Source organism: Solibacillus sp. GQ1 (genome assembly GCF_059758555.1).
In genome coordinates, this window is record NZ_JCAXEX010000001.1 from 1,889,433 (window position 1) to 1,901,993 (window position 12,561).

Consider the following 12,561-nt stretch of genomic DNA (forward strand, 5'->3'; position numbering starts at 1 on the left):
TCGTTGTAATCCCTGCTGCTTCGCGACCTTGAAACTTATACGTTTAAAAAAATAAAAAACCGCCTAAAATTTTTATTAATTTTAGACGGTTTTTGTATATTTAATTCATCATTTCCTTACGTTCATTGGCCATGTGGATTAATTCTGAAGCATGTTGTAATGTCAGGTCTGTAATTTCAGCCCCACTCATCATGCGGCTAATTTCCACAATTCGTTCCTTTTCTTCCATTTCCGTAATCGAAGTAAATGTACGGTTATGCTCAACTTGCTTTTTAATGTAGTAATGATGATCTGCCATTGCGGCAACTTGCGGCAAGTGAGAAATACATAGAACTTGCGAATTAACTGAAATTGCGGCAATTTTTTCGGCAATAGCCTGAGCGACACGTCCGCTTACACCCGTATCAACCTCATCGAAAATAATGGACGTAATGCCATTTGACGAAGAGAAAATGGTTTTAAGCGCAAGCATCATACGTGAAAGTTCCCCGCCGGAAGCGACTTTAGGCAGCGACTTCGGTGGTTCCCCAACATTTGTAGAAATGTAGAATGCGACAAAATCCTTGCCGTTTGCGTCCAGCTGATTCAGTGGCTCGAATTTAACGATAAACTGCGCTTTTTCCATATGAAGCATACGCAACTCATTCATAATGGCATCACTAAGCTTAATCGCATTTTCTTTGCGGATTGTCGTCAATTCTTTTGCAATTTCATTTAGATCTGCTTCCATTTTCGCCAGCAATTGCTCATTTTTCTGCAATGTTTCATCACGGTTCATAAGCTGGCTTAACTCTTCCTCGATTTTTTCATGATACGTTAAAATCTCTTCAACTGTCGTACCATATTTACGTTTCATAGTTTGATATAAAGCAAGCCGCTGCTCGACCTCATTTAAGCGCTCTGCGTCATACTCTAAATCATCGAGCACATTTTTCACCTGATATGCTGCATCCTGCAATGCATAAAAACTCGAAGTGACCGCTTCTGAAGCCTCTTTGAAATTCGAATCGAGCGCTACAATGTCTTCCAGTGCATTCATCGCATTACCGATGAAATCCAGTCCTGTTCCATCATCGGAAATCGCTGAATACGCAATGTTCGCACGTTCAAATATTTTATGGAAATTCATTAAACGAAGTCGCTCTTCATCCAATGCCTCTTCTTCATCAATTTTCAAACCTGCCTGTTCCAGCTCCTGGATTTGGAATTGATATAAATCAATACGCTGCGCCATTCGCTGCTCGTCCATGCTTAGCTCAGCCACTTCTCTTTTTAATTGACGATACGCTTCATACGCTTCATCGTATTTCGCTTTCACCGGCTGAAGCTTATTATGTGCATAATGATCCAGTAAATTGATATGGAATTTTTCATCCATAAGCTCCTGATTTTCATGTTGCCCATGAATGTCGATTAAACTGCCGCCAATATCACGTAAAACAGATAATGGAACAAGTTTGCCGTTCACTCTGCAAACGCTTTTTCCTGAATCATGCAAATCACGTCTTAAAATAATCGTATCTTCTTCTGATTCAATCCCATGTTCTTCGAGTTTCGCAAAAATCGGATGCTGACTATTATTCACATGAAATAATCCGCCAAGTTCCGCCTTTTTTTCTCCGTGGCGGATAAACTCGGTTGAGCCGCGTCCGCCAGCCAATATATTAACCGCATCAATAATGATTGATTTTCCGGCACCTGTTTCACCTGTCAAAACAGTTAAACCCCCGAAAAAACTAACGGTTAAATCATCAATAATAGCAAAATTTCGAATGCTTAATTCTCTTAACAAACCATTCCACCTCGGTTTACAGCATATCTAATAAGCGATTTTTTATTTCTTCACGTTCGTCCTCTGTTCGACACATGATTAAAATCGTATCGTCCCCACAAATCGTACCTAAAATTTCCGACCAGTCCAGATGATCCAATAATGAACCGATTGCATTCGCATTCCCTGGCAACGTTTTCATTACTAAAAAGTGCGACGCTCCATCAATCGAAACGAAAGCATCTGCCAACGAACGATGCAATTTTTGAATTGGGTTGAAACGTTGGTCTGCTGGTAAACTATATTTATAACGACCGTCCTGTAACGGTACTTTAACTAAATGCAGTTCTTTAATATCTCGTGAAACCGTTGCTTGAGTGACGTTGTACCCGGCATTTTTCAGCTGATCGACTAAATCGTCCTGTGTCTCGATTTCGTTATTTGTAATAATATCACGGATGCGTATATGGCGCTGTCCTTTGTTCACAAAAGTCACCTCATTAAAATGTATAGGAATATATGTATATTTACACTACCATTTGCATAAAGGAAAAACAAGAAAAAACCGTACATATGTTCAAAAATCCGTTTTTTCCGACTGTTTTCTACATAAAAAAGTAAGTAATCAGCTACAAATTTCGCATAAAAATTATTCTTTTTTATTTAAACAGACACTTTTATTACGACTTCTTCATGGTCCATTGATTTCCATTTCGGGCGGACGCTTTCCGCGGGCGCGGCTCGAGCCTCTAGTCTCTCCCTCGCGCTTTTCCCGCTGGAGTCTGCCACCCTTCATTCCAATCAATTTCCGTTAATGCCCAACATTTGTACTACCTATAGATTTAATACAAAAAAGCACAAAACAAATCCATAAGAATCTGTTTTGTGCTTTCCATTATTTCAGCTGCATATGCGCTTCTTTTACGACTTGTTCGAAGTTTGTGAAGGCTTCAACTTCCTCACCGTCATGCGAATTATATAAGTGGAATAAAAATTCAATATTCCCTTCCCCGCCCGTTATTGGTGAAAACGAAGCATCCTTTACGACAAATCCGATTTCCGTTGCCATTTTTGCTGTTTCTTCCAAAACAGCTAGATGGACTTTCGGCTCCCGTACAATACCTTTTTTCCCTACATTTTCACGACCTGCTTCGAATTGCGGCTTTACAAGTGCCATAACATCGCCACCTTGCACTAAAACCGTTTTTAATACAGGTAGAATCAACGATAGCGAAATGAATGAAACATCGATTGTCGCGAAACTTGGTAAGCCTTCTACTAAATCTTCCGGCTTTGTGTAACGGAAATTTGTTTTTTCCATAACCGTTACACGCTCATCTGAACGGATTTTCCATGCAAGCTGGTTTGATCCAACATCCAGTGCATAGCAGTGACGCGCACCGTTTTGTAGTGCACAATCCGTAAATCCGCCTGTTGAAGAGCCGATATCAAGCATTAGCTTACCTTCTACAGATAGATCAAAAATTTCAAGTGCCTTTTCCAGCTTCAATCCGCCTCGTGACACATATTTTAACTGTGAACCTTTTACTTGCAGCGGTGCATCGATTTCGATCTTTTCCCCTGCTTTATCAATGCGGATTTCGTTTGAGAACACGAGACCAGCCATAATCGAGCGCTTTGCCTTTTCACGCGTCTCACATAACCCGCGTTCAACAAGCATTACATCTACTCGTTCTTTTTTTTGCTTTGTCATTCTTTATTAAACCCTATCCGACTGTTTATTCGGTACTAGCTGTGTAATACGTTTTACCGCTTCTTCAGCTGTCACGTTTATTTCTTCCAATAATAAATCAACTTCACCATGCTCGATAAATTCATCCGGAATCCCGATACGTTCAATTTGAACATTGCGGTATTTTTTATCAATTGCAAATTCCACCACTGCACTACCAAATCCACCTTGTAGCAATGATTCTTCAATTGTTAAAATCGGCAAGTTTTCCTGCATAATTTCATGCAGCATTACTTCATCCATCGGTTTAATGAAACGTGCATTAACAACACGTACATCAATACCTTGGTATGCCAGCTGTTCCGCTGCCTTCAATGCCATTGGAATCGTTGTACCGAATGTCAGAATAACTGCATCTGAGCCTTCACGTAACACTTCCCATGAACCGATCGGCAGTGCTTTCATTTCCGCATCCATTTCAACACCTAAGCCATTGCCGCGAGGGTAACGAAGCGCGATTGGACCATCATTATAATCAATTGCAGTTTTCACCATATGCTGACCTTCATTTTCATCTTTAGGCATCATCAGGACGATATTCGGGATATGACGTAAAAACGAAACATCAAATACGCCTTGATGTGTTTCGCCGTCCGCGCCAACAAGGCCTGCACGGTCAATACCGATGAAAACATTTAAATTCGGGCGTGCAATATCATGCAGCACCTGGTCATACGCACGCTGTAAAAACGTCGAATAAATTGATAAAAACGGTTTCATTTGCTGTGTTGCAAGACCTGCCGCCATTGTTGTTGCATGCTGTTCGGCAATCCCTACATCAAAGAAGCGATTCGGGAAGTCTTTTTGAATGCCTTCAAGTTTTGAACCGACAGGCATTGCCGGTGTAATCGTAACAATCCGGTTATCTTCCTTCATGCATTTACGAACCGATTCTGCGACTAAGCTGCTCCACGCTGGACCTTTTGTTGAAGATTTTACGAAAGCACCTGTTTCCATTTTATATGGACCCGTACCATGCCAAGTACCGATTGTATCGTCTTCGGCAGGTTTGTAGCCTTTACCTTTTTTCGTCAACACATGGACAAGTACAGGACCTTGTACTTTTTTCGCATATTCCAATGTTTTTTCCAGTGCCTCAAAATCATGCCCATCAATCGGACCTAAATATTTGAATCCTAATTCCTCAAAGAATACACCTGATACAACTAAATACTTTAGGCTGTCTTTCACACGTTCTGCAGTAGCGGCCAGCTTGTCGCCAACCATTGGAATTTTGTGAATTAATGATTCCAAATCTTCTTTTGCACGTGAATATTCCTTTGCCGTACGCAGACGTCCTAAAACGTCATGCAATGCCCCAACGTTCGGTGCAATCGACATTTCGTTATCATTTAAAATAACGATCATATTCGTTTTTTCATGACCAATATGGTTCAATGCTTCCAGTGCCATACCGCCTGTCAGTGCACCATCACCGATAATCGGAACAACAAAGTTTTTGTCCCCTTTAATATCTCTCGCCGCAGCCATACCCATCGCTGCAGATAAAGATGTGGAACTATGCCCTGTTTCCCACATATCGTGTTCACTTTCGACAAGCTTCGGGAAACCGCATAGTCCTTTAAATTGACGCAATGTGTCAAATTGACTTGCCCGGCCTGTTAAAATTTTGTGGACATATGCTTGATGCCCGACATCCCATAAAAATTTATCCTTTGGACTGTTAAAAGCTTTATGCAGTGCAATCGTCAGCTCAACGACACCTAAATTCGGGCCAATATGACCACCCGTAATTGAACATTTTTCGATCAGAAAAGCGCGAATTTCTACAGCCAGCGCTTCTAGTTGCTTTTTATTCAAGTCTTTCAAAAAGGATGGACTAGAAATTTTCGTTAAATCCATCTCATCCACACACCTTTTCATCAGTTTATTCACCGTTGTGATTTTTCTATTATATCAATGTACAACACAAGACAAAAGTTTAACACATTTTAGTTACTACGTCTCACAATATACTGTGCAAATTGTCGAAGCAATATCGTATCAGTGTCGATTTTTTGCAATGCTTCAATCGCCAGCTCATAATGCTCATCCAGCTTTTGCTTTGCACCGTCTAATGTAAGTAAAGCAGGGTATGTACTTTTTTCGCTTGCAACGTCTTTTCCTGCTGTTTTCCCTAGCTGTTCCGAAGTTCCCTCAATATCTAAAATATCATCTTGTATTTGGAAGGCTAAACCGATATGGTGCGCATATTCCACTAATGCTTCACGATCAGAACTACTTGCATTTGCCAGCACGGCACCTGCTTCAATACTAAAACGAAGTAATGCGCCTGTTTTATTTACATGAACCGTTTCAAGCTCCTGTAAATTTAATAGATGTTTTTCTCCGTCCATATCAAGCACTTGTCCGCCGACCATACCTTCAGCACCTGCCGCAATACTTAACAGGTTAACAAGCTCAATGCGTTTTTCTGCAGAAAGATTATTTAGACGTGCGATGACACCAAATGCCAATGTGTTTAATGCATCACCAGCCAAAGTTGCCAATGCTTCCCCATAAACAACATGATTCGTTGGCTTGCCTCGGCGTAATTCATCATCATCCATACTTGGCAGGTCATCATGGATTAACGAATACGTATGGATCATTTCAACAGCAGAGCCTACAGAATAACTTGCCTCAAGAGACTGATTGTACATTTCGCAAACCGCCACAACAAATAACGGACGAATTCGTTTGCCTCCTGCTTTTAATGAATACAGCATCGATTCTTTTAAATGTGCCGGTGCTTGTATTGATTCAACAAGTTTATACATTGTCGTTTCCAGCTGCGGTATATTATGATCAATAAACTGCTTTAACGTGTTTTCCATCTGTTAGTCTTCTCCATTTCCTTGTTGGAAAGCTTTCTTTTCACCATCTTCTCCAACGATTGAAATTAATTGTTGTTCTGCGTTTTGCAGTGTATCATGACAAAGTTTTGATAGTTCCATGCCTTTTTTGTAAAGGTCTATGGCTTCTTCCAGTGGAACATCTCCTTGTTCAAGTTTACGTACAACTTCTTCTAATTCTGTCATTGCTGTCGCAAATGTCGGTTTTGTCACTTTGCTTCCCCTTCCTTTTGCACATGCTTTTTCTCAATTTTCGCTTCGGCATATCCATCCTGAAACGTCACTTGAATCACGTCGCCTTTTTCCAGCTCGTGAACTGATTTTACTACGTTTTCCTCTTTATATGCCACGCTGAAGCCTTTGCTCATTAATGCGAGCGGATTTAACGCCTCCAGCATACGCAGCTGATTTGTAAAAGCGACTTTATTTTGTGCAAGCTGTTGCTGCATTCGATTCGTTAATGTTTGCGTACGGTGTGTAAGCTGCTGTTTGGCTGCAGTTAACTGATGTACCGGCGAATACAGCTTCATCTTACTGTCTATTGTCTGCAATTTTGATTTTTCATTCATCATATAAAGCTTCGTTGCATTTTGCAGTGATAAGTCCACCTGAATTAACCTTTCAATAAAAGGACGATACAATCGCTCAGGTGTTGCAAGCGGATAGGAATTTTGCAGTTTCGTTAAGCGATTGCGTTCAAAATTGAGCTTTGACGTCATCATTTGATGAAGTATCGACTGATGATGAAGTATTTGCTGATACAGCTGCTGCTGATTCGGGACAGCCAGTTCTGCCGCAGCAGTTGGTGTCGGTGCACGCAAATCCGCGACAAAATCTGCAATCGTCGTATCGGTTTCATGTCCGACAGCACTAATAACCGGAATTTGACTTTCAAAAATAGCCCGTGCGACGATCTCTTCATTGAATGCCCATAAATCTTCAATTGATCCGCCACCACGACCAACAATAAGTACATCACACAATCCATGGCGGTTCGCTAAATAAATATTCTCTGTAATGTTTGGAGCCGCACCTGCACCTTGTACGAGCGTCGGATAGATTAAAATTTCAGCCTGCGGATATCGGCGGTTAATCGTTGTGCATATATCGCGAATGGCAGCACCGGTCGTCGCCGTTAAAACACCGATCGTTTTCGGAAATTGCGGAATCGGCTGCTTGAAATTCGGGTTGAATAGACCTTCTTTTTGAAGACGTTCTTTCAATTGATTAAAAGCGACGAATAATCCGCCAATCCCGTCCGGCTCCATCGTCTGTGCATAAAGCTGATACGCGCCGCTTGCTTCATAGACATTCACATCGCCCCGTATAAAAACTTTCATTCCTTCTTCAGGCTTAAAGGAAAGTTTCGAAGCCTGTGAACGGAACATCGTTGCGTTAATACGTGAACTGTCATCTTTCAGCGTAAAATAAATATGACCTGAACTATGTACTTTTACATTTGAAAGCTCTCCCGTTACGTACACATCACGTAAATGCGGATCGGCATCAAATTTTCGTTTAATATATTTAGTTAATGCTTTTACGGATAAATAAGAATTCGATGTCATAAACGTATTGCTCCTTTACGGTAGTTCTTTTTTCGTATAAGTGATTTTTGATGCAACGGCAGAATTGCCGGTTCATCATTAAATAAAGAGGAAAAATAAGCGAAATATTTATCCTTAAGTATTCCTTATTGTACCCTATAAGCTAAAAATCACGATTTTGATCTACATCAAAATCGTGATTTTTGAAGTTAGATTAATTCTCTTGACGTTCTAACTCTTTTTCAGCTGCTTGTACTGTGTTTTCCAGTAACATCGTAATCGTCATTGGACCGACACCGCCTGGAACGGGTGTAATATGTGAAGCAATTCCTAGAACATCGTCAAAATCAACATCACCGCATAAACGGTTGTCTTCATTTCGGTTAATCCCTACATCGATAACAACTGCACCTTCTTTAATATGCTCACTTGTAATAAAGTTCGCACGACCGACAGCAGCGATTAAAATATCTGCCTGTTTCGTAAAGGACGGTAAATCCGGTGTTTTAGAATGTGTATACGTTACTGTTGCGTCTTTTTGCAGCAGTAGTTGTCCCATCGGTTTCCCGACAATATGGCTGCGTCCAACGATGACTGCATGCTTTCCTGCAACATCTATTCCCGCATATTCGAGCATTTTCATAACCCCATAAGGAGTACATGGCAAGTATGTATCCTGTCCAAGCATCATTTTCCCTACACTAATCGGTGAGAATCCATCCACGTCTTTCTCCGGAGAGATCGTTTGGATTACTTTATCCTCGTTGATATGTTTCGGTAATGGAAGCTGAACGAGAATACCGTGAATTGAAGCACGTTCGTTTAATTCACGAATTTTTTCAAGTAAAGCCTGTTCTGAAATATCTTCAGGGAGTTTGACAAGTTCCGAATACATCCCAATCTGCTCACAAGACTTTTGCTTGTTGGCTACGTATGTTTTGGATGCGGGATTGTCTCCTACTAAAATGACAGCTAAACCGGGTGTGATCCCTTTTTCTTTTAGCGCCTTTACACGAGTAGCGACCCCTGTTCGAATTTCTTGACCGATTTCTTTACCATTAATAATTACGCTTGACATGTTGTTGCTCCTTCCAGTGATTACGACAATCGGAAAGGCTGCCTGCTGCTTGTATTTTCAATAAACACTGACGCTTGTTCTGACAACCTACCAGTTAAATCTTGATATATTAATCTTTATAGAATTGAATACATTTGTTGATTTATTGCTCAGTAAATTTCGAAAGTACACCATTGACGAACTTGCTAGATTTCTCGTCACCGAATGTTTTGGAAAGCTCGATTGCTTCGTTCATAATAACTTTGTTTGGCGTTTCTTCTGCGTATAATAATTCATATACAGCTAAACGTAAAATTGTTCTTTCAATTTTTGGCAGACGGTTAATCGTCCATTTTTCTAGGTTTTTTTCTAGCGCTGCATCAATTGCTTCGAGATTTTCAGTTGTCCCACGAACTAATTGCTCCAAAAAGGCATTTGATTTTTGTTCTTCTTCAAGAACATGGCCAATCGCCTCTTCTATTGTTAATTCTGTGCTGTCTAACTGAAACAAAGCTTGTAACGCTTTTTGACGCGCCTCTGTTCGTTTCATAAATAATAGCTCTCCTTCATAAGTAGCATTACTTGTTATCATAGCATATTTTGCAAGGCATCGCACAGTTTGACAGAAAATTTTTGGCTGCAAAAAGAGATTTTTGTATTCTTCCTTAAAATGGTGAAATTTGCGATAAAAAAACGACATGTTTGAGATAAATCAACATGTCGTCTATATTATTTTCGTTAATAAAATACCTGGTTTTTATATTAGGTAGTTGATTTCCATTGCGGGTCGGACGCTTTCCGCAGGCGTCACGCTATTCCTGCTGGAGTCGCCTCCCCTCCATTCCAATCAACTCGTTATAAAACTTACTGAAGGCATCTTATATTATAAGGTGATATTAATTATTCTGTAACGGAATCGTCAGCGTGCCTGTTTCGCGCTTATCGTTTCCTGATTCCGGGAATTCAAATAGGTACGTAATTTGTTCAGCCGTTTCTTTTATTACGTAAAACTGAAAGTGCTCCATATTTTCCAGGAAATAACGGATGTCCTGCATCGCCATCAGCTCTCCTACTTCTTCATAATGTGCCAAGGCTTGCTTAAAGTAAGCGTTAATCAAATTTAAATCTTCTTCATTTGCTATACGAATATAATCTTTGCTCATATCATTTTAACTCCTCAACTAGATAATGACCTATTATAGCATAATTCCAATAGAGAATAGGAAGCTGCTGCCGATCGATTTGAAGGTCAATTATTTTCTAGTAAATTTTATCACTTAAACGCCTGTGCGGCTTTAACAGCTTTGTGCCATCCTGTAAATAATGTTTCGCGCTGCTCTTCATCCATTTCCGGCTCGAATTGGCGATTAAGTTGCCAATGATGTTGCACTTCGTCGAGATTCTCCCAGAACTCGACAGCCAAACCTGCTAAATAGGCTGCGCCAAGTGCCGTTGTTTCATTGATTGAAGGACGTTCAACAGGCACGTTTAAAATATCCGACTGGAATTGCATTAAAAAGTCGTTCATAACAGCACCACCGTCAACGCGTAATTTCATTAATTCGATGCCTGAATCTGATTCCATCGCTGACAATACATCGCGGGTTTGATAGGCAAGTGACTCCAATGTCGCACGGATAAAATGTTCCTTCGATGTGCCGCGTGTTAAACCGAATACTGCACCGCGCACTTCACTATCCCAATACGGTGTTCCCAATCCGACAAATGCCGGTACAACATACACACCATCCGTATCTTTTACACGTGCTGCATACGCTTCACTTTCAGAAGATTTCCGGAACATACGAAGCCCGTCACGAAGCCACTGAATTGCAGAACCTGCTACAAAGATACTTCCTTCAAGTGCATATGTCACTTTTCCGTCATAGCCCCACGCGATAGTTGTAAGTAGGCCGTGCTCCGATTTTACCGCTTCCTCACCTGTATTCATCAGCATGAAACAACCGGTACCGTAAGTATTTTTTACCATTCCTTGTTCATAGCAAGCTTGACCGAATAATGCTGCCTGCTGGTCTCCGGCGATACCCGCGATTGGTACACGGTGACCAAAGAAGTGATTACCCGCAATTTCCCCGTATATTTCTGAGGACGGTTTTACTTCCGGAAGCATTGATGCAGGAACACCTAAAATGTTCAGCAATTCCTCATCCCACTTTAATTCGTAAATATTATACATTAATGTTCGCGAAGCATTCGAGTAGTCTGTCACATGAACAGCTCCTTCTGTAAGCTTCCAAATAATCCATGTATCAATTGTTCCGAATAAAAGGTCACCCGCTTCCGCTTTTTCTCGTGTTCCTTTTACATTGTCCAGTATCCATTTTACTTTCGTGCCAGAAAAATAAGCATCGATGAGCAAACCGGTTTTATTACGGAACAGCTCATTATGCCCTGCTTCCTTTAAAGAATCACAAATTTCCGCAGTTTGGCGTGATTGCCATACGATGGCATTATATACCGGTTCACCCGTATTTTTATCCCACACAACAGTCGTTTCGCGCTGGTTTGTAATCCCGACTCCTTCGATTTGTGACGCCTGAATATTATTTTCCGATAATACTTTCGCGATTACCGATAAAATCGAACTCCAAATTTCCTTTGCATTATGCTCAACCCAACCCGATTTCGGGAAATATTGTTTAAATTCCTGTTGTGCTGTATGAACGATATCCCCTTTTTTATTGAATAAAATGGCACGTGAACTCGTCGTACCCTGATCTAACGCCATAATATACTTGTCCATTATACGATCTCCTTTTTAGCGGATTTAGATTGTGTGATAAATGCAATGACACAAATGACAACAAATAATGTTGTAAACAACCAAAATGCCACTGAATTTTCATTTAAAAAGAATTGTTTGTAAAACAGTGCGCCTGTAACGCCACCTATAATCGGCCCGACAATTGGCACAAAGGCATAAGACCAGTCCGAATCTCGCTTACCTGGTATCGGTAAGAAGAAATGCGCGATGCGGGGTCCTAAATCACGGGCAGGGTTGATAGCATAGCCTGTAGGTCCGCCTAAACTCATACCTATGGCGATCACAATAATACCAACAAGCAACGGATTAATACCATCCGCCAATGAATTACCACCTAATGCCAAAATTCCTAATAATAATATAAAAGTCCCTATCATTTCTGTTACCATGTTTGCCAAAGGATGACGAATGGCAGGAATTGTAGCAAAAACGGCTAATTTTGCATCTTGATCTTTCGTTTGTGACCAGTGTGGCAAATAGGCAATATATACGATAATTGCGCCGATAATGGCTCCTAATATTTGTGCAATAATATACATCGGAACATCCGCCCATGGGAAGTCACCAATTGTTGCAAATGCTATTGTCAATGCAGGGTTTAAGTGGGCACCACTTATTCCGCCTACAGTATATGCCGCGATTGCCACGGCAAAACCCCAGGCGATCGTAATTACGACCCAGCCGCTATTTTCCGCTTTGGAAAATTTCAGCAAGGAACCAGCAACAACCCCGCCTCCTAAAATAATTAAGATCATCGTTCCTACTAATTCTGCTAAAAATGTTGACATTCCCT

The 12,561-nt window shown here is 40.8% G+C and carries 12 protein-coding genes; all 12 read right to left on the minus strand.

From position 1 onward, the window contains the following. Nucleotides 1–100: 100 nt before the first annotated feature. Nucleotides 101–1,792, minus strand: a complete 1,692-nt coding sequence (recN, locus tag AC6CH1_RS09670; protein ID WP_251687064.1) for a DNA repair protein RecN — start codon at nucleotides 1,790–1,792, stop codon at nucleotides 101–103. A gap of 16 nt (nucleotides 1,793–1,808) precedes the next feature. Further along, on the minus strand, nucleotides 1,809–2,258 hold the full coding sequence (gene ahrC / locus AC6CH1_RS09675; protein WP_079527588.1) for a transcriptional regulator AhrC/ArgR: 450 nt from the start codon (nucleotides 2,256–2,258) through the stop codon (nucleotides 1,809–1,811). A gap of 408 nt (nucleotides 2,259–2,666) precedes the next feature. Then, nucleotides 2,667–3,485: a TlyA family RNA methyltransferase gene (locus AC6CH1_RS09680; protein WP_251687062.1), complete on the minus strand. Its 819-nt coding sequence runs from the start codon at nucleotides 3,483–3,485 to the stop codon at nucleotides 2,667–2,669. Between the two features lie 6 nt (nucleotides 3,486–3,491). After that, a complete protein-coding gene (gene dxs, locus AC6CH1_RS09685; protein ID WP_251687060.1) occupies nucleotides 3,492–5,387 on the minus strand; it encodes a 1-deoxy-D-xylulose-5-phosphate synthase in 1,896 nt (631 codons plus the stop codon). Between the two features lie 89 nt (nucleotides 5,388–5,476). After that, complete coding sequence (locus tag AC6CH1_RS09690) at nucleotides 5,477–6,361, minus strand: polyprenyl synthetase family protein (RefSeq protein ID WP_498317312.1); 885 nt, start codon at nucleotides 6,359–6,361, stop codon at nucleotides 5,477–5,479. 3 nt (nucleotides 6,362–6,364) lie between these two features. Continuing rightward, complete coding sequence (xseB, locus tag AC6CH1_RS09695; protein WP_008404237.1) at nucleotides 6,365–6,592, minus strand: exodeoxyribonuclease VII small subunit; 228 nt, start codon at nucleotides 6,590–6,592, stop codon at nucleotides 6,365–6,367. Further along, nucleotides 6,589–7,947, minus strand: coding sequence for an exodeoxyribonuclease VII large subunit (xseA, locus tag AC6CH1_RS09700; protein ID WP_498317315.1), 1,359 nt, complete (start codon nucleotides 7,945–7,947; stop codon nucleotides 6,589–6,591). The genes xseB and xseA overlap by 4 nt, the downstream gene beginning before the upstream one ends. Nucleotides 7,948–8,140: 193 nt before the next feature. Next, nucleotides 8,141–9,004, minus strand: coding sequence for a bifunctional methylenetetrahydrofolate dehydrogenase/methenyltetrahydrofolate cyclohydrolase FolD (gene folD, locus AC6CH1_RS09705; protein WP_498317317.1), 864 nt, complete (start codon nucleotides 9,002–9,004; stop codon nucleotides 8,141–8,143). Between the two features lie 142 nt (nucleotides 9,005–9,146). Continuing rightward, nucleotides 9,147–9,533 (minus strand): transcription antitermination factor NusB, encoded by a 387-nt coding sequence (nusB, locus tag AC6CH1_RS09710; protein ID WP_251687052.1) that lies wholly within the window; start codon nucleotides 9,531–9,533, stop codon nucleotides 9,147–9,149. A gap of 346 nt (nucleotides 9,534–9,879) precedes the next feature. Beyond that, nucleotides 9,880–10,146 (minus strand): aminopeptidase, encoded by a 267-nt coding sequence (locus AC6CH1_RS09715; RefSeq protein WP_251687050.1) that lies wholly within the window; start codon nucleotides 10,144–10,146, stop codon nucleotides 9,880–9,882. Between the two features lie 110 nt (nucleotides 10,147–10,256). Next, on the minus strand, nucleotides 10,257–11,747 hold the full coding sequence (gene glpK, locus AC6CH1_RS09720) for a glycerol kinase GlpK (protein WP_498317320.1): 1,491 nt from the start codon (nucleotides 11,745–11,747) through the stop codon (nucleotides 10,257–10,259). Further along, on the minus strand, nucleotides 11,747–12,556 hold the full coding sequence (locus tag AC6CH1_RS09725; RefSeq protein WP_079527606.1) for an MIP/aquaporin family protein: 810 nt from the start codon (nucleotides 12,554–12,556) through the stop codon (nucleotides 11,747–11,749). Before AC6CH1_RS09725 ends, glpK begins: the two co-directional genes overlap by 1 nt. Nucleotides 12,557–12,561: the final 5 nt, after the last annotated feature.